Origin of the sequence: Fictibacillus arsenicus (genome assembly GCF_001999465.1) — a bacterium.
Lineage (GTDB): Bacteria > Bacillota > Bacilli > Bacillales > Fictibacillaceae > Fictibacillus > Fictibacillus arsenicus.
Window position 1 is genome coordinate 1 of sequence record NZ_MQMF01000001.1, and the last position, 17,658, is coordinate 17,658.

General features: G+C 38.3%; 18 protein-coding genes. All 18 read right to left on the bottom strand.

What is annotated here, in order from left to right; translation table 11 throughout:
- Nucleotides 1-365: 365 nt before the first annotated feature.
- The 18 genes from UN64_RS00005 to UN64_RS00090 all read right to left on the bottom strand — a co-directional run bounded on the left by UN64_RS00005 (nucleotide 366) and on the right by UN64_RS00090 (nucleotide 17,653).
- The gene (locus UN64_RS00005; protein ID WP_077359083.1) at nucleotides 366-1,487 is read right to left on the bottom strand and encodes a Nif3-like dinuclear metal center hexameric protein; all 1,122 of its coding nucleotides are present in this window, start codon (nucleotides 1,485-1,487) and stop codon (nucleotides 366-368) included.
- Nucleotides 1,484-2,185 carry a tRNA (adenine(22)-N(1))-methyltransferase gene (locus UN64_RS00010; protein ID WP_077359084.1) on the bottom strand — a complete coding sequence of 234 codons (702 nt, stop codon included), beginning with the start codon at nucleotides 2,183-2,185 and terminating at the stop codon, nucleotides 1,484-1,486. Before UN64_RS00010 ends, UN64_RS00005 begins: the two co-directional genes overlap by 4 nt.
- A gap of 114 nt (nucleotides 2,186-2,299) precedes the next feature.
- Entirely contained in the window at nucleotides 2,300-2,644 is a 345-nt protein-coding gene (gene cccA / locus UN64_RS00015) for a cytochrome c550 (RefSeq protein WP_066291035.1), read from the bottom strand.
- Between the two features lie 325 nt (nucleotides 2,645-2,969).
- Nucleotides 2,970-4,586: an AMP-binding protein gene (locus UN64_RS00020; RefSeq protein ID WP_077359085.1), complete on the bottom strand. Its 1,617-nt coding sequence runs from the start codon at nucleotides 4,584-4,586 to the stop codon at nucleotides 2,970-2,972.
- 30 nt (nucleotides 4,587-4,616) lie between these two features.
- Nucleotides 4,617-5,756 carry an acyl-CoA dehydrogenase family protein gene (locus tag UN64_RS00025; protein ID WP_077359086.1) on the bottom strand — a complete coding sequence of 380 codons (1,140 nt, stop codon included), beginning with the start codon at nucleotides 5,754-5,756 and terminating at the stop codon, nucleotides 4,617-4,619.
- 254 nt (nucleotides 5,757-6,010) lie between these two features.
- The gene (rpoD, locus tag UN64_RS00030; RefSeq protein ID WP_077359087.1) at nucleotides 6,011-7,141 is read right to left on the bottom strand and encodes an RNA polymerase sigma factor RpoD; all 1,131 of its coding nucleotides are present in this window, start codon (nucleotides 7,139-7,141) and stop codon (nucleotides 6,011-6,013) included.
- A gap of 42 nt (nucleotides 7,142-7,183) precedes the next feature.
- On the bottom strand, nucleotides 7,184-8,992 hold the full coding sequence (dnaG, locus tag UN64_RS00035) for a DNA primase (protein ID WP_077359088.1): 1,809 nt from the start codon (nucleotides 8,990-8,992) through the stop codon (nucleotides 7,184-7,186).
- A 58-nt stretch (nucleotides 8,993-9,050) separates the two neighbouring features.
- The gene (locus UN64_RS00040; protein ID WP_077359089.1) at nucleotides 9,051-9,518 is read right to left on the bottom strand and encodes a YaiI/YqxD family protein; all 468 of its coding nucleotides are present in this window, start codon (nucleotides 9,516-9,518) and stop codon (nucleotides 9,051-9,053) included.
- A gap of 187 nt (nucleotides 9,519-9,705) precedes the next feature.
- On the bottom strand, nucleotides 9,706-10,521 hold the full coding sequence (locus UN64_RS00045) for a pyruvate, water dikinase regulatory protein (RefSeq protein WP_077359090.1): 816 nt from the start codon (nucleotides 10,519-10,521) through the stop codon (nucleotides 9,706-9,708).
- A gap of 17 nt (nucleotides 10,522-10,538) precedes the next feature.
- Nucleotides 10,539-11,186 carry a transcriptional regulator CcpN gene (gene ccpN, locus UN64_RS00050; RefSeq protein ID WP_066291053.1) on the bottom strand — a complete coding sequence of 216 codons (648 nt, stop codon included), beginning with the start codon at nucleotides 11,184-11,186 and terminating at the stop codon, nucleotides 10,539-10,541.
- A gap of 103 nt (nucleotides 11,187-11,289) precedes the next feature.
- Nucleotides 11,290-12,033, bottom strand: a complete 744-nt coding sequence (recO, locus tag UN64_RS00055) for a DNA repair protein RecO (protein WP_077359091.1) — start codon at nucleotides 12,031-12,033, stop codon at nucleotides 11,290-11,292.
- A gap of 41 nt (nucleotides 12,034-12,074) precedes the next feature.
- Nucleotides 12,075-12,218 carry a YqzL family protein gene (locus tag UN64_RS00060; RefSeq protein WP_077359092.1) on the bottom strand — a complete coding sequence of 48 codons (144 nt, stop codon included), beginning with the start codon at nucleotides 12,216-12,218 and terminating at the stop codon, nucleotides 12,075-12,077.
- 98 nt (nucleotides 12,219-12,316) lie between these two features.
- Nucleotides 12,317-13,225 carry a GTPase Era gene (era, locus tag UN64_RS00065; protein ID WP_077359093.1) on the bottom strand — a complete coding sequence of 303 codons (909 nt, stop codon included), beginning with the start codon at nucleotides 13,223-13,225 and terminating at the stop codon, nucleotides 12,317-12,319.
- Nucleotides 13,218-13,616, bottom strand: a complete 399-nt coding sequence (locus UN64_RS00070) for a cytidine deaminase (protein WP_077359094.1) — start codon at nucleotides 13,614-13,616, stop codon at nucleotides 13,218-13,220. The genes era and UN64_RS00070 overlap by 8 nt, the downstream gene beginning before the upstream one ends.
- Nucleotides 13,617-13,635: 19 nt before the next feature.
- Complete coding sequence (locus UN64_RS00075) at nucleotides 13,636-14,007, bottom strand: diacylglycerol kinase family protein (protein ID WP_077359095.1); 372 nt, start codon at nucleotides 14,005-14,007, stop codon at nucleotides 13,636-13,638.
- Nucleotides 14,004-14,471 carry an rRNA maturation RNase YbeY gene (ybeY, locus tag UN64_RS00080; RefSeq protein ID WP_077359096.1) on the bottom strand — a complete coding sequence of 156 codons (468 nt, stop codon included), beginning with the start codon at nucleotides 14,469-14,471 and terminating at the stop codon, nucleotides 14,004-14,006. The genes UN64_RS00075 and ybeY overlap by 4 nt, the downstream gene beginning before the upstream one ends.
- 310 nt (nucleotides 14,472-14,781) lie before the next feature.
- Nucleotides 14,782-16,587 carry an HD family phosphohydrolase gene (locus tag UN64_RS00085; protein WP_077359097.1) on the bottom strand — a complete coding sequence of 602 codons (1,806 nt, stop codon included), beginning with the start codon at nucleotides 16,585-16,587 and terminating at the stop codon, nucleotides 14,782-14,784.
- A 103-nt stretch (nucleotides 16,588-16,690) separates the two neighbouring features.
- Nucleotides 16,691-17,653, bottom strand: a complete 963-nt coding sequence (locus tag UN64_RS00090) for a PhoH family protein (RefSeq protein WP_077359098.1) — start codon at nucleotides 17,651-17,653, stop codon at nucleotides 16,691-16,693.
- Nucleotides 17,654-17,658: the final 5 nt, after the last annotated feature.

A 17,658-nucleotide genomic window follows, 5' to 3' on the forward strand; every position in this document is an offset into this window, starting at 1 on the left:
CTTTTTTTACATGGTTTTTTTCGTAAAATGCAGTTATGAGGAGTGGCTGATCTCTACTACAGTTGATAGTTCGCGGGGCTAGCGGTGAACCTCTTGAGTCCGCACTCCTTTTTAGTTACTTTGAGCGAAAGAAGAAGATTTTAAGCGAAACTAATGTATTCTTTGAGCGTAGCCAGAAAATCTTGAGTGTAACTCGGAAATTTTGAGCGAACTCAATGAGTTTGAACGAACGTGCAAAAAATATAAGAACACGTTCCGTAAATTTCCTGAGAACCGGGCATAGCTGCAGTCTCGCATCTTTCGCTCCATTCAATTATTCAATGAACCAACATTCTATTAGAAAGTATGTTTTAGAAAACGGTTAATTACATAAACGTAAAAGGCTCAGTATTAATAGTGGATTCTATAACAACTGTATCGTACTTTCTATCTGAAAGTTCTTTCTCAAGAACGATTTTAAGTTCCCTTTTCATTATTTCTTCAATATGATGGCCAGCATCAATTATAGTCAGACCCTCTGCTTGAGCATCATGAGCGTTATGATAATAAATATCTCCCGTTACTAAAACATCCGCCCCTTGTCTGACAGCAGGATAAATGTATTTGTTGCCATCTCCGCCAACAACCGCAACTTTTTTTATAAGGTGATTGTGCCCTTTAATCACCCGAACACCCGAGATTCCAAAAACATTTTTAACATGCTGAACAAATTCTTCAATACTCATCTCTCTATTCAACTTTCCGATCTTTCCAATTCCAAGTTCGTTTCCTTTGTTGAGGAGCGGATATAGATCAAAAGCTACTTCTTCATATGGGTGAGAATTTTTCATTGCGGATAAAACTGAATTCTGGATTGAAACAGGAAAAACAGATTCGATCTTCACTTCTTCTGTTCGCTCTAGTTTTCCTTGCTCTCCAATGTATGGATTTGTGCCTTCTAGCGGTGTAAAAGTTCCCCATCCACTTGATGAAAAGCTGCAATGACTATAATTTCCGATATGCCCTGCCCCTGCATCGCCTAGTGCTTGTCTCACAGCTTCTTCATGTGAAGATGGGACAAAAACGGATAGTTTAATTAGCTGTTCTTCATATGTAGGGGCTAAAACCTCAGTTTGACTAAGTTCTAATCGCTCTGAGAGCCATTCGTTAACTCCTGAAGCTGTTACATCGAGGTTCGTATGAGCGGCATAAACTGTAATATCGTTCTTGATCAGCTTTTCAATGACTCTACCTTGAGACGTACTCGTATCAATTTTCTTTAATGGTCTATACAGCAGGGGATGATGAGCGATGATCATATCTGCTTCATTTTCAATTGCTTCATCGACAACATTTTCAAGAACATCCAGCGCTATCATTACTTTTTTGACCGGACGGTTTAATGACCCAATTTGCAATCCGATTGGGTCACCTTCAACTGCCAGTTTTTTTGGTGCGAAGCTTTCTAAAAGTGAAATAACAAACTGTCCGTTTGCTGCTTTGTTCAATCGATCCACTCCTCTGCAAGATTAATATGATCTAACAGCTCTTTTCTTTTTGTTTCGGCAGCTGTCCCCTGGCTTTTTTCCATCTGGGCTAAGATAGCCTTCCATTGTCTCACTTCCCCAGCCCATTTTTCCTTAAACGCTACATTTTGAAGTTTTAATAAGAATGGACCAAATAACAGTTCAGCTTCAATATTATTTGTATATGGCTGTTCACCAGACCGGTCTGCAACAAGTACTTCATAGATTTTACCATCTTCTTTTATAATATCTTCAGCAGAAAGTACCCATTTTTCTTTTAAAAGCCAATTTCTCACGTTTTTAGCACCGATGTTTGGCTGCAGAACTAACCTTTTTGCATTACCAAGTTTATCCTTGCCTTTCTCGAGGATTGAAGTAATAAGAGATCCGCCCATGCCGCAGATTGTTACAACTTCTGCTTCATTCTCTTTAAGGACGGAAAGTCCATCTCCTTTCCTAACTTCAATAATATCGGATAATCCATCTAGCACTACTTGCTCTTTTGCTGATAAATATGGACCTTCAGTTATCTCGCCCGCAATTCCTTTTTTGATCTTCTTTTTAAGACCTAAATAACAAGGCAGGTAAGCGTGATCTGATCCGATATCAGCAAGTACAGATCCCTGCAATACATAATTTGAAACTTTTTCAAGCCTTTGAGATAGTTTTTCAGAATTCATTTTTTATCACCGCTTTAATTTTCAATAGTATAGTATTTCTCTTCCTCAGCATTTATTGCAAAGTTCAATGAAAAAAGCTTCTTGTCCAAAAAAAACAAGAAGCTCTTTTTTATTTTATTTTTTTTCTGCGAGCCATTTCACTACTATTTTTGCTTCTTCACCTTTAACAACACCAGCAGGCATTCCACCAGGCTTACCATTTTTTACGATATCGGCGATCTCTTCTTCTGAGTATTTCCCGCCAATTTTATCGAGAGCCGGACCCGATGCGCCTTCAAGATTTTGTCCGTGGCATGAAGCACAGTTCTGTTTGAAAATAGCTTCAGGATCCATAGCAGCCTTTTCTTTATCCTGGCTTGCTTGATGAATCTTGTTGATACCATATCCGCCCATTGTTAGCATAAGAACAATTCCAATAACTCCTATAATGGCAAAAGGAATGAGTGGATTACGTTTCATTCAAATTCCTCCTTCTTCTGTACAGCACATTTGTTGTTTGTCTTTAAAAACTTACTATGTATTGGTTAACAATCCATAACCTATTGTACTTTAAAAGCGTTTACTTGGGAAGGGCAAACTATATTTTTCCCAGTTTTGTCACAAGATATTACAGAATTTATAAAGAAAATTAGGTTAGATAATGTCCGAAGCATTTCCCCTGATCTGCACTTATACTTTATTCTCAACCATGTTCATTAGCCATACAAAAGTTAATAGCAACAAAGTTTACAATAACAGCCGTAAAAATATACTCCCTAAAGAAAAATAGCCACACAACTGGTGGCTATTCATGGGTTACAGATAGAGCCTCTAATGCTTGTTCTCTAAGTTTGTATTTTTGTATTTTCCCTGAAGCTGTCATCGGATACTCATCAATAAATAAAAAGTATTCAGGTATCTTAAAATTAGCTATTTGGCCTTTGCAGTAATTTTTAAGTTCATCCGATGATATTGATTGACCTTCTTTTAACTGTATACAGGCTGCTACTTTTTCGCCAAACTTTTTATGGGGTACGCCAATAACTTGCACATCTAAAATTGCTGGGTGAGAATAAAGAAATTCCTCAACTTCCCTTGGATAGACATTCTCTCCTCCCCGGATAATCATGTCTTTTAAGCGACCGGTTATTCTGTAATAGCCATCACTATCTACAGTGGCTAAATCACCTGTATGCAGCCAACCATCACTGTCTATGGCCTCTTTTGTCGCTTCAGGCATTTTGTAATACCCTTTCATAACGTGATAGCCTCTTGTGCATAGCTCCCCTTGTTCACCTGTTTTTACTTCTTCATTAGTTATCGGATTAACGATTTTTGTTTCTACCTGTGCATGCTTCTTACCAACAGTTTCTACTCTTCTTTCGATTGGATCATCCGTTCTTGTTTGCGTGATAACAGGAGAAGCTTCTGTTTGACCATAAGCAATTGTAATCTCACTCATACCCATTTTATCGATCACTTTCTTCATCACTTCTATCGGACAAGGGGACCCGGCCATTATTCCGGTTCTCAGTGTACTCACATCATAAGTATCGAAGTCAGGAAGGTTCAGTTCCGCTATGAACATCGTAGGAACCCCATGCAACCCGGTACATTTTTCTTTTTCCACTGTCTCTAAAACTTCTTTAGGATCAAATTGAACGATTGGAACCATCGTCGCACCAACGGATACAGCTGCCAGCGTTCCAAGAACACATCCAAAGCAATGAAAGAACGGAACGGGTATACACAATCTGTCAGCACTTGTTAAATTCATGCTATCAGCAATTTGGCGTGCATTGTTTACAATGTTGTTATGTGTAAGCATTACACCTTTAGGAAATCCAGTTGTTCCAGAGGTATATTGCATATTAATAACGTCATCATAATGAAGGGAACTCTCTCTTTCCTGAAGCTCTTCATCAGAAATAGCTTCACCTGCTGCTAACATTTGCTGAAACGTATCGTAACTTGAAGAAGAACTATGATCGATTTGAACAAAATGTTTCAAATGCGGAAACTCTGCTAATCTTTCCTTAACAGAGTCAATCATTTTTCTATAAGAAGTTGTTCGGAATTCTTCTATGAAAAATAAAGCTTTTGAGTCAGATTGTTTTAGCAGATAGTCTAGTTCTGCACTTTGATAATTCGTGTTCACCGTAACTAAAACAGCTCCAGCCCTTGCAGAACCAAATTGCAGAAGCAGCCATTCCGGAACATTTGTAGCCCACACAGCAATATGATCGCCTTTTTTGATTCCCATAGCCATTAAGCCTTTTGCAACTTTTGTTGTTAATTCATAAAATTCCTGATAGGTGTAGCGAATTCCAAGTTTACTGTAAACAATGGCTTCTTGTGCCTTGTTCTTCTGTGCTTGTTCCTTTAAACAATCTCCAACAGTTACTTTCAATAACTCAGCCATAATTCACCCCATCATATAAAATTATGAAAATCAGCAGCCAATCTCTCTCGCGATTACGATACGCTGAACCTCAGATGTCCCCTCTCCAATCTCAAGAAGCTTCGCATCTCTGAAGTAGCGTTCAACATGATAATCTCTCATATACCCATTTCCGCCATGAATTTGTACTGATTCAGAACAAATTTGCATACAAGCTTCAGATGCATATAATTTTGCCATAGATGCTTCTTTTGAAAACTTTTTGCCTTGGTCTTTCAGCCATGCTGCTTTGTACACCATCATTCTTGCCAGTTCAATTTTCATTGCCATATCAGCCAGCTTGAATTGAATTGCCTGAAACTTTGAGATCGATCTTCCAAATTGCTTTCGTTCCTTAGCGTATGTCAGCGCCTTCTCATAGGCTGCTTGAGCGATCCCTACTGCCATAGCACCAATCCCTATTCTTCCACCATCAAGAGTTACAAGGAACTGTTTAAAGCCGTCTCCGCGCTTTCCTAATAAGTTCTCTTCTGGAACAATTACATCTTCCATAAAAAGTTCTGTAGTGTTCGAAGAATGAAGCCCCATTTTTTCGTAGTTGTCTATTACTTTAAAACCTTTTGCGTCTGTAGGAACGATAATCGCAGAGATTTCTTTATTACTGCCATTTCTATTAGTGATTGCCGTTAGTGCCAAGTGTTTTGCATAGCTTGCGTTCGTTATATAACACTTGCTTCCATTAATGATCCATTCACCATTTTCTAATACAGCTGTAGTTTCTGTACCTCCAGCATCAGATCCAGCGTTTGGCTCTGTCAGCCCGAATGCTCCGAAAGATTCACCTGTACAAATTGGTGTCAGATACTTTTCCTTTTGCTCATGCGTACCAAATAAATTTAAAGGTGCTCCCCCTAAAGAAACGTGTGCTGAATATGTAATACCTGTAGAACCGCAAGCACGGCTTAATTCTTCAACGGCAATCGCAAAACTGATCGTATCAGCTCCGCCGCCTCCATACTCCTCAGGAAAAGGAAGTCCCATCATACCAAGCTTAGAAAGCTTTTGGAAAATCTCCACAGGGAATTCTTTATTTTTGTCTCTTACCTCCGCACCCGGTGCTACCACTTCGTCAGCAAATTCCCGCATCATTTTCTGAATCATTAATTGCTCTTCTGTTAAAGTAAAATTCATGGCTGTTTCCCACCCTTTTAAAATTAATTTACTCTCTATTGTATACGCTTTCATACTTATTATAGATATAAAGGCTGAATTTTTACAAGATTTAAACGATTTTTATATTTATTAATGAGTAGAATACATAAGGAAATGTTAGGAATTGCGAGTAAACTGATTTAATAATTGATATTTTGAGGTGTTTGCATTGAAGTGGAATAATCAGTAAAATAAAATCAAATAAAAAAAGCCTGCCATAAATGGCAAGCTTTCTATTCTAGGAAATCTTTTAAACGTTTGCTTCTGCTTGGATGGCGGAGCTTACGAAGTGCTTTTGCTTCAATCTGACGAATACGTTCCCGGGTAACTCCGAAAACTTTACCTACTTCTTCAAGAGTGCGTGTTCGTCCATCATCTAGACCAAAACGCAGTCGAAGAACGTTTTCTTCACGGTCAGTTAGAGTATCTAAAACATCCTCTAACTGTTCTTTTAATAATTCGTACGCCGCTGCTTCAGATGGAGCAAGTGCATCCTGATCTTCAATAAAATCACCTAAATGAGAGTCATCTTCTTCACCAATTGGTGTTTCTAATGAAACGGGCTCTTGGGCAATTTTTAAGATTTCACGAACTTTTTCTGGTGTAAGCTCCATCTCTGCTCCAATTTCTTCAGGAGAAGGTTCACGGCCTAAGTCTTGGAGAAGCTGGCGCTGAACACGAATTAGTTTGTTGATTGTTTCAACCATATGAACCGGGATACGAATTGTGCGAGCTTGGTCAGCGATTGCACGGGTAATAGCCTGTCTAATCCACCATGTCGCATACGTACTGAATTTAAACCCTTTATCGTAATCGAATTTTTCTACGGCTTTGATCAATCCCATGTTACCTTCTTGGATTAGATCCAGGAACAGCATTCCGCGCCCGACATAACGTTTTGCGATACTTACAACAAGTCGCAAGTTTGCTTCTGCCAAACGGCGTTTTGCTTCTTCATCGCCATTTTCGATTCTTTTAGCGAGTTCAATTTCTTCATCTGCAGAAAGCAGGTCAACACGACCGATTTCCTTAAGATACATACGTACTGGGTCATTAATTTTAACTCCAGGAGGAACACTAAGATCATTTAAATCAAATTCTTCCTCGTCTTTTTCCATTTCGAACTTTGGATCATCTTCATCATCTGAATCTTCTGAGGCTTCTGCTACCTCAACCCCTTGTTCCTCAAGATAATGATAGAATTCATCCATTTGATCTGAATCTTGTTCAAATGGAGCAAGCTTGCCTGTAATTTCTGTATATGTCAGCCGACCTCGCTTTTTACCGGCTTCAACTAATTGTTCTTTAACTTGATCGATGGTTAAATCGCCTTCCGTCCCTTGACGGTTTGGTTTCTCAGCCATTCGATCCCCTCCTTCCAAAACTTCAACCATCCTGCGTCCCGATTATTTTAGAGATCTTTTCATTCTCATAATTTCTTGGGCAATTTGGGCTGCCAGTTTTATTTCATTCCTTCTTATTGCGTTTTCCTGCTGTTTCTCTTTTTCTTGTATCTCCCGCAATAATGGATAGCTAGAAATAATTCGAATATAATCTGCAAGCTCAACTTCATTCATTTCATCACTGATTGTGAGCATTGCTAATTCTGATGCTAGTTTTCTTAATTTGTCATCGTCAATCCGCTGCATGAACAACCCTACATTGGGTTTATTTCCTTCTTCATAAAAGGCATACAGATAGGCAGCGATTGCATTATGTTCTTCTACATTAAAGCCCGTTTCAAGCTTTTCCTGTATTAGAAAAGCTGTTTCTTCGCTTTTAAGCATGTGAGCTAGAACAATTCTTTCAGCATTTAAATTTTTTGGCAATAAAGACTTCTGCAAAAGTGTTTGTATTCTAAAATTATTATCCCGCTTTTTTGGGCTGTTATCCTTTGACTTTTGCTGCTGCTTGAAAGTCTGAATTTGCTGTTGTTTTAATGCGTCTAATGACAAATTAAATTCTGAAGCGATCTGACGGAGATAGTGATCTCTTTCAACCGCTTTTGGAAGACGGGCTATTTCGCTGATAATCTCTTCGATATAGATCATCCGTTCTCCTTCATCACGAAGGTTTTTACCGCGTCTATAGTATTGTATTTTAAATGCCATAACTGTAAGACTAGCCCCTATTATATCTTTTTGGAATGATTCGCCTCCATATTTGGAGATATAGTCATCGGGGTCCATTCCATCTGGCATCTGCGAGATTTTAACTGTACAGCCTTGTTTCGTCAGTATTTCTGATGCACGAAAAGCGGCTTCAACACCTGCTCGGTCAGAATCATAACAGATTGTGACAGATTGAACATTTCTTCTCAATATTGAAGCATGATCCTCAGTTAATGAAGTACCCAGCGTTGCAACTCCATTTGTAACACCCGCTCTGAAAGCGGCAATGGTATCTACATAGCCTTCAAAAACAACAGCATGCTGTTTTTGTCTGATGTCTGCTCTGGATAGGTTCAAACCATAAAGAGTTTTACCTTTTTGAAAAATTTTTGATTCTGGGCTGTTTAAGTACTTCGGTTCATCGTTCCCATCTAAAACTCTTCCTCCAAAAGCAACTACAGCACCAGTACGGTCCCATATCGGGAACATGACCCTGTTTCGAAAACGGTCATAAGGTTTTCCATCTGACTGCCGCTTTCCAATCAATCCCGCTTTCTCAGCAAGAGTCATATCCAATTCACGTTTCTGAATAAATTGTGAAGCTGTTTCCCATGAATCAGGAGCAAAGCCTATTTGAAAGCGTTCGATAGACTCTCGTGTAAAACCTCTGTTTTCCAGATAGTCCAGTGCTGGTCTTCCTTGCTTAGTATGGAGAAGGCAATGATGGTACAGCTTAGCCAGCAACTCATGAATATCAGCCATTTTTCTTTTTTCGTCAGTACTTTTTAAGGAGTAATTTTGCTGATGTATTTGAGGCAGTTCAATCGAATTCTTTTTTCCGAGTTGAGTTACGGCTTCAATGAATGAATATCCTTCGATATTCATTAGAAAAGAGAAAACATTCCCTCCTGCTCCGCATCCGAAGCAGTGATAGATTTGTTTTTCCGGTGATACAGAAAACGAAGGTGATTTCTCTCCATGAAACGGGCATAAACCAAAATAATTTCGTCCTTGCTTTTTTAAAGGAACATAATCACTTATCACATCTACAATATCGCTTGATGACCTGACTTTTTCAATTAAATCCTCTGGTATACGTTCCATATTACCACCACAAAATTCTTGTTTCTTTTGACACTAGATATATATTCGTGCCCCAAGTCTATTTTCCTTCAACATTCGACAGGATTTCACAAAAAACTGAACCGAATCTTTCTGCATCCTCCTTTGTGAATTTAGCTGGCCCTTTAGAATGTTTTCCTGAGCGTCTTGCTTTTGCCGACAGATAGCGTTCATGCAGCACTCTTTCCATTTCATTCTCTTGAAAATGTTTCCCTCTTGGGGTGATAACATAAACCCCTTTTGGAATAAGCAAACTTGCAAGAGCATGATCTTGGGTTACCACAATGTCATTTTTTTTAGAATGATTATGTATGTACATGTCCACTTCCTCTGGCCGGGCATCTACAAGAATCCAGCGTCCAGGTTGGTCTGTATGGCTTGCATGTGCAAATGAAGTCACAAAAATAGGTTCAAATCGAAACACCTTTGAATAATTATTAATCTCTTCTTTTATCACTACAGGACAAGCATCTGCATCTACATATATATCAGCTTTGAATTTTTCCATATTTTTATGTTCTACTTTTCCAGTGATTCTCCTTTATTTGCTGGCATTTACATAAAAAATGCATTCTGAATGTATCACTATTTTAGTCAAACTTTTTATTTTTAATCACAATGTAATATTATAATAAAAACGGAATGATTTTACCAGTAAAAAGATCGAAATAAAAAAAGCGCAGAAATTTGCGCTTTTATTTATAGGATTTGCCTTGAAAAAGATTGTATATGACGTTAGCTGATTCCTCAACAGCCTTATTGGATACCTCCACTACTCTGCAGCCAATTCGGTCTACAACCTTATTAAAATAAATGAGTTCTTGTTTTATTCTTTCCATATTTGCATAGTTAGCTTCTGAATTCAGTCCTAATGCTTTCAAGCGCTCTCTGCGAATATCATTTAACTTTTCCGGAGTTATTTTTAGCCCAAAACATTTATTAGGCGAAACTTTAAATAATTCTTCCGGCGGTTCCACTTCAGGAACAATAGGTACGTTAGCCACTTTTAGACGCTTATGAGCTAGATATTGAGAGAGCGGTGTTTTTGAAGTTCTTGAAACACCAATTAGTACAACATCGGCTTTTAAAATTCCCCTCGGATCTCTTCCGTCATCATACTTGACTGCAAATTCTATAGCTTCAACTTTTCTGAAGTATTCATCATCCAGTTTATGTACAACCCCAGGTTCATATCTCGGTACTTGATTAAGCCTGGATTGCAGCTGATTCATAATAGGTCCCATAATATCCACTGTGGGTATTCCGTTAGCAGCAGCCTGCTTAGCTACATATTCGCTAATTTCGGGAACAACCAAAGTATATGCAATGATACCATTGTGATCCTTTGCTAAAGAAATGACTTCATCGATTGTTTCTTTGTCTTCTACGTAGGGAACCCTCTTTATCTCTATTCCATTTGAATTAAATTGGCTAGCAGCCGCTTTTACAACCAGTTCTGCCGTTTCTCCAACTGAATCTGAAACGACATATACGATTGGACGTCCTGTCATATTGGCCTCCCCATTTATTAAAGTATTTCGTCGTGAGCAAGTTCCACAAAAGCCTTAGTAATATTAGTTTTAGTAATTCTTCCAACTACCTCTAGTCCGCTCTCATTCTGAGAACGTTTCACTACAGGAAGCCCGTCAATTTGCTTTTCAATCAGAATGTGAGCGATATCCAGCAGGAAATCTTCTTTATAACAATACGTAATATTAGGCATTCTTGTCATAATAATATTTATTGGGATACTATTGATCTCTTGCTTCCCCATACTTGCTCTCAATAAATCTTTTCGTGAAGCAACCCCTGCAAGATGTCCGTTTTTATTAATGATGAACAGTGTTCCAACATCTTCTAAGAACATGGTACAGATTGCTTCGTATACAGTTGCAGAGTCTTGAACGACTACTGGCATAGAGGTAAATTCAGCTACTTTAATTTTCTTCACTTTTTCTGTCAGTAACTGTGAACCTGTTTTGCCCGTGTAAAAATAGCCTACTCTCGGTCTGGCGTCCAAATAACCTGCCATCGTTAGTATTGCAAGATCTGGACGAAGTGTCGCCCGGGTTAAATCAAGCTGGTCAGCAATTTGTTCTCCTGTTATAGGTCCGTGATCCTTAACGATCTCAATAATCTTCTGCTGCCTTTTGTTTAGTTCGATTTTGTACACCACCTTTTGCTGCATCCAATGTGTTATACTTATTTTTCATTATTATAACTCATTAAGGAGAAAATGCGAACAAAAAAAACTGCAAAGAAAGTCTTCACAGTTGAATTCACGTTAAGTCATCAAGTTGTTTTAAAAACTTTTTTGATTTTATAAATACACCCGAATACTCTTCCATGTAGGCATCAAAAAGCATTCTCAACTCTCTTTTGGTTTCCTTTTTTAATGACACGTTTCCAAGTCTGGCGAGATCGAGATGATAAAACATATTTAACAGCCGGGCAGCTCCTTTAGAGATATTCATTCTATAAGGGTCTTTATAGGCACATCTTTCACAGAGAAAACCGCCTTCTCGAATCGAAAAAGAAAAATTCCCTTCTGCTGCATGACATGAGACACATCTGCTTAGCTCAGGTACTATACCAGCTGTTTTCATTATTTTTAATTCGAATAAAAATGTAATAACCTCTGGATCAATTCCATGATTTATATATTCTAAAGATTGTTTCAGCCAGCCAAACAAGTCGAGTTTCATTTCTTCCTCAGATGTATACCGGTCAAGAAGCTCTGTCAAATAAGCCGCATAAGCTGTCTTAACCAAGTCTTCGCGTATATGCCGGAAGGAAGACAATGCTTCTCCTTGCTGCAAAGTTCCAAGTCCTCTACCTCTTTGAAATACAAATATTCCGTATGTAAAAAGTTGCGCAATGGAAGTGAAGCGGCTTTTAGGCTTCTTCGCTCCTCTTGCCATCACGCCAATTTTTCCAAGTTCCTTTGTGTACAGAGTAATAATCGTATTTGATTCTCCATACGGAACGGTTTTAATAACTATTCCTTCCACTTTATAAAGCAAGGTATATCACCACCCTCTCGTTAAGAAGGCACCTTAGTTAATTAATGAAATGGAGGTTCCTCTAGAGACTCTTCATAAGGAATAACTGCTGATAATGCTGTTATTTCATGGTCAAGCTCTTTGTATAACAAATAGGTATCAATATTGCCCGTTTCACAGAATACTTTCCAAGTAAATTCTTTCATGGTTTGGACACACCTTTCTATTTGTTTTTACTCCTGATATAACTAGGTTCACCTTAAATATTGTTTTCATGTGAAGGAAAAATTAACAGTTTTTACTATTAATAATCGTCCTCATTAAAACCAAACTCAGCAAGCTGTTTCTGACGGTTTCTCCAGTCATTTTGAACTTTTACGTAGAGTTCCAAAAAAACTTTAGATCCTAATAGAGTTTCGATATCAGCTCTCGCTCTTTTACCGATCTCTTTTAGCATTTTTCCTTGTTTTCCTATGATAATGCCTTTTTGAGATGATCTTTCAACAATTATAGTAGCATTTACAAAAACAACATTTTTCTCTTCCCGAACTTTCATCTCTTCGATTACTACAGCAACAGAATGTGGAATTTCCTCACGTGTTAGATGAAGAACTTTTTCCCGTATTAATTCTGCTGTTATAAATCGTTCAGGATGATCTGTTACTTGATCTTCCGGATAGAATTGAGGTCCCTCTTCCATATACGACACAATCTGATTCAATAATGTATCTACATTATTTCCCTTTAAAGCAGAAATGGGAACAACTTCTGCAACATCCACCTTATTTCGATACATATCAATCAGCGGCAGCAAATCATCCGGATGGACTTTATCAATTTTATTTACTACTAAGAAAACAGGGTTCTGTACATGCTGCAGTCTGTCTATGATGAATTGATCACCCCGGCCGTAGCCTTCTTCGGCATTGATTACGAAAAGAATAAGATCCACCTCGTTCAATGTCTGCTGTGCCGTTCTTGTCATAAAATCCCCAAGCTTATGCTTAGGCTTATGAATACCAGGGGTATCAATAAAAATCACTTGTGCTTCCTCAGTTGTGTAAACAGCCTGAATTTTATTTCTAGTGGTCTGCGGCTTATCACTCATTATAGCGATTTTTTGTCCGATCACCTGATTTAACAATGTGGATTTGCCTACATTTGGACGGCCAATGATGGTTACAAATCCTGATTTATACCCCGGTTTAATCATTTAAATCCTCCGGTGAAAAAGCACCTGGCAACAGGTCCTTAACCGCAATTTCCTGAACGTCTCCATGAAGGTTTGTTAAATAAACCGGCATGTCAGGAGGACATAATTCTGAAATGACCTGACGGCATGCACCACAAGGCGGAACAGGGCGTTTTGTATCAGCAACTACAGCAATTGCAGTAAATTTGGTATCGCCTTCTGTATACGCTTTAAATAAAGCGGTTCTTTCAGCACAGCAAGTCAAGCTGTAAGCTGCATTCTCAATATTTGCACCATGATAAACTTTCCCTTCAGAAGAAAGCAATGCCGCACCAACCTGGAATTTTGAATAAGGTACATAAGCTTTTTCTCTTGCTTTCTTTGCTTGTTCCATCAATTTATCTTTGTTCATAATACATTTCACCTTTTTCTTAACTTTCTATGCTTCTTAATAAAGGTTCTATAAAAAGCAGTATACCGATTATAACAGCAAATATCGAAAAAACCAAAACCGCACCTGCAGCAGCATCTTTCGCTTCCTTTGCCAACGGATGACGTTCCAAAGTTATTAGATCAACTGTTTTCTCAACAGCAGTATTCATGAGTTCTAATGCCAGGACAATTCCGATTACAATGAGTAAAACTGTCATGCGGAAAGCAGAAAAATCAAGTGTGACCGCTGTTAAGATAACGATTACACTTATCAAAATGTGTAGTCTGAAGTTTTGTTCACTCTTAAATGTTTTAATTATCCCTGTATAAGCAAATTTAAAGCTATTGAATAACTTTCCCCATGCGATCATCTTTTCAATCCGTACTGCTCCAAGATTTCTTCTTGTCTGCCAAACATTGCTTTTTCATCCGCTTCGTTCATATGATCATATCCTAAAAGATGAAGGAATCCGTGAACGGCGAGGAATCCCATTTCTCTCTCAGTCGAATGTCCATATTCTTCTGCTTGTTCTTTAGCAACGTCTAAACAGATGATGATGTCCCCAAGGAACCTTGTTTCTTCACCACCGATAATCTCTGTTTCATCTTCTCCCATTTCTTCCATTGCAAAAGAGATAACATCTGTCACGGCATCTTTTTGTCTGTATTCACTATTAATTTCCTGAATCCTTTCTTTCGTAACGATCGTCACAGATACTTCTGCCGGTCCCGTTTCTTCCATCTCTGCGGCCTTCTGCAGTACATTGACTAGTAACTCTTGAAACTCTTCACTATTTTCGTCAACTTCATTTAAATACTCAACATGTAATGTCATTGTTTTTCCACCTTTTTCGTTTCTTCTGGATACTCGATTCTGGAATGAAATATTCCTTGAAGCGTTTCTGTTAAAGTTTTTGCTACGGCATCCAATTCTTTAAGGGTTAGATCGCATTCATCAAACTGGCCATCTTCAAGTCTGTCATTAATAATTTTTCGAATAATCGTGTCTATTTTTACTGGTGTAGGCTTTGCTAAAGATCGAACAGCAGCTTCTACTGCATCAGAAATACCTATGATTGCTACTTCCTTCGTTTGTGCTTTTGGTCCAGGATAACGGAAATCGGATTCTGAAACTTCTTTTTCCGTTAACTGAGTAGCCTATGATAGAAAAATTTCAGAAGCGTTGTTCCATGGTGCTGTTCCGCTATATCAATAATCTCTTTAGGTATCTTGTCTGCTCTAAGCATGTCCGCTCCATCATAAGGATGAGCCGTGATGATTGTTTTACTTAACTGAGGTGCAATCTTATCATGCGGATTCTCCATATTCATCTGGTTTTCAATGAAAAAATGCGGTCGCTTTGTCTTACCAACATCATGATAATAAGAACCTACCCTTGCCAGGAGCCCATTAGCACCGATTGATTCACATGCAGCTTCAGATAGGTTTGCTACCATAATACTATGATGATAAGTACCAGGAGCTTCCATAAGGACTTTTCGCAGAATTGGATGATTCGGATTTGACAGCTCGATCAGTTTTGTAACCGATAAAATGTTAAAAGATGATTCAATCACCGGCAGTAATCCTAATGTAAGAACCGCTGAAATAAAACCAGATAAAGCGGCACAGCCAAGATCTAATCCAATCTGCCAAGATGTGAATTTTCCGTTCTGAAGCAAAAGTACACTTGCTACTGTTAGGATGGCTATAAAAGAAACGAAAAATCCGGCTTGAAGAATTTTTGAACGCTGCTGTGTCTTCCCTAAGAATACAATACCGGAAATTGCATTAAATAAAACATACAAACTCATTATGAAATTAAAGTTTCCTGTTGTTTGTTCATTAAATATCAGTGCAGCACTTAGTGCAAAGATTACAGATGAAACAACAGCAAGTTCTTCATTAAACAGCATCTTGATCATCATCGCACCAGCTGCTACAGGAACAAGATACATTAAACTGTTCAATCCAATTTCAGTGCTGATACTGATCAGCTTCATGACTACAAGTGTAAGAGTGAAAAGCAGTGCATAAATCGTCACATATTTTCTAAAATGCTCTTTCTTCCGTTCTTCTTTCATAAAATAATAAAGCCCTGCCATTACAAGTAAAACAAATAAGAACAGCCCGTAGTAAGGATATGTTTTCATTTCTTGATCCAGCAGGCCGACCTTCTTAAGTCTTTCGTAGATTTCAGGCGTGATAACGGATCCGCTTTTAACTAAAACTTCCCCTTCTCTTATAAATACTTCTTCGACTTTTTCACTAGCTTCTTTACGTTTTTGTCTTGTTTTTTCTGTATCGAGTGTCCGATTTGCAATGATAAAAGTTCTTGTTATTTCCTCTGTCGCATTCCTAAGGGAGTAAGACAAATTTCCGTTTTCGCGGATTAATCGAACGGCTTCATCTTTTTTTCCATCCACCTCTTCAACCATGATTGGTTCTTCAAGTACACTGTTCACAACATCCGGTCCAAGATTTCTTACATTTGTAAGCTCAGTCTCACTTGCACGAAACAATGTATCAAATGTCTCATCAGAAATCTCTGAAGTATCTATGTAATCTTCTAGTTGATCAATCTTTTGTTCCCGTGTTAATAGTGGTTCATCTTCTTTTTTCTTTTCTTCTGTTTTATTTATTGAAATAATTGTATTAATCAGGATTTTCATCGCATCAGCCTGCTCAAATGCGATGTCATTGTTAAAAGTGTATTCATTTTTCACATTTTCTTCAGCAAGCCTTTTTCTTGCTTCTGTCTGTTCTTCCAATGGGATTGTAATTGGTGATTGTATATCACGTGGAGCACGTTCATAAACGTTTACATCGACGACATTAGGAGTTACATTGCTGACTAATATAGCAAATAAAATAATCCCCATTACGATAAATGATACAGTTGCTACGCTTAAACGAAAGTAATTTGAAAGGATGTGCTTCAAGTTGGACAAACGCTACCACTCCCTAAACTGTGAATCCTATACTAATCTTAGCAAAAGTTGGACAAATATGGTACTTATATAAAGTAAAAAAGGGCTCCTGAAACAGGAGTCCTTATTTATCATATGTTTCGTATGCTTCAATAATCCGCTGAACGAGCGGATGTCTTACTACATCTAATTGTTTTAAGTATATAAAATCAATTCCATTAACGCCTTCTAGTCTTTTTTCGGTGACTTTTAATCCGGATTCTTTTCCTCTAGGCAGATCAATCTGGGTAAGGTCACCAGTAATCACCATCTTCGATCCAAATCCAAGACGTGTCAGGAACATTTTCATTTGTTCAGGGGATGTATTTTGAGCTTCATCTAGAATAACAAAGCTTTCATCCAGGGTACGGCCTCTCATGTATGCTAATGGTGCTATTTCAATTGTTCCCCGTTCGATAAGCCTCTCTGTATGTTCTGCCCCAAGTAGATCATGCAGCGCATCGTAAAGCGGGCGTAAGTACGGATCAACTTTTTCTTTTAAATCACCTGGCAAGAAACCTAAGCTTTCACCTGCTTCCACTGCAGGACGAGTCAGAACAATTTTTTTAATCCGGCCGTCTTTTAATGCATTTACTGCCATGACTACTGCAAGATAGGTTTTACCCGTTCCTGCTGGTCCAATGCCAAACACGAGGTCACGCTTTCTCATAGATTGAACGTAATGCCTCTGCCCAAGCGTTTTAACACGAATCGGCTTACCTTTAGCTGTAACTGCTATTTCTTCTTCATATAACTCACTTAATTCATCCAGCATGTTCTTTTCTGCGAGTTGAACTGCATAAACAATATCCCTCTCAGATATTTTTATGCCTTTGCGCACTAATTTCAATAACACGGAAAGCGTTTCCTCGACCATCTCGGCTTTCGCTAGTTCCCCTGTCACTAAAATTTCTTCTCCGCGGGTGACTATACCTACGTTGAGCTTATGTTCAATAACCTTTAAAAAGGCATCGTTCGGCCCAAAGAGTGATGCGGCTTCTGTTGTATTTTCGAGTTGTAATGAATTAAGTCTTTTCGTTTCTGACAAACTAC

Coding starts and splice junctions, on each gene's coding strand:
- UN64_RS00010 (WP_077359084.1), bottom strand. CDS start 2,185: ATGAATTCTGAAAAACTATCTCAAAGGCTTGAAAAAGTTTCAAATTAT.
- cccA (WP_066291035.1), bottom strand. CDS start 2,644: ATGAAACGTAATCCACTCATTCCTTTTGCCATTATAGGAGTTATTGGA.
- UN64_RS00020 (WP_077359085.1), bottom strand. CDS start 4,586: ATGGCTGAGTTATTGAAAGTAACTGTTGGAGATTGTTTAAAGGAACAA.
- UN64_RS00025 (WP_077359086.1), bottom strand. CDS start 5,756: ATGAATTTTACTTTAACAGAAGAGCAATTAATGATTCAGAAAATGATG.
- rpoD (WP_077359087.1), bottom strand. CDS start 7,141: ATGGCTGAGAAACCAAACCGTCAAGGGACGGAAGGCGATTTAACCATC.
- dnaG (WP_077359088.1), bottom strand. CDS start 8,992: ATGGAACGTATACCAGAGGATTTAATTGAAAAAGTCAGGTCATCAAGC.
- UN64_RS00040 (WP_077359089.1), bottom strand. CDS start 9,518: ATGGAAAAATTCAAAGCTGATATATATGTAGATGCAGATGCTTGTCCT.
- UN64_RS00045 (WP_077359090.1), bottom strand. CDS start 10,521: ATGACAGGACGTCCAATCGTATATGTCGTTTCAGATTCAGTTGGAGAA.
- UN64_RS00060 (WP_077359092.1), bottom strand. CDS start 12,218: ATGAAAGAATTTACTTGGAAAGTATTCTGTGAAACGGGCAATATTGAT.
- era (WP_077359093.1), bottom strand. CDS start 13,225: ATGATTAAACCGGGGTATAAATCAGGATTTGTAACCATCATTGGCCGT.
- UN64_RS00070 (WP_077359094.1), bottom strand. CDS start 13,616: ATGAACAAAGATAAATTGATGGAACAAGCAAAGAAAGCAAGAGAAAAA.
- UN64_RS00075 (WP_077359095.1), bottom strand. CDS start 14,007: ATGATCGCATGGGGAAAGTTATTCAATAGCTTTAAATTTGCTTATACA.
- ybeY (WP_077359096.1), bottom strand. CDS start 14,471: ATGACATTACATGTTGAGTATTTAAATGAAGTTGACGAAAATAGTGAA.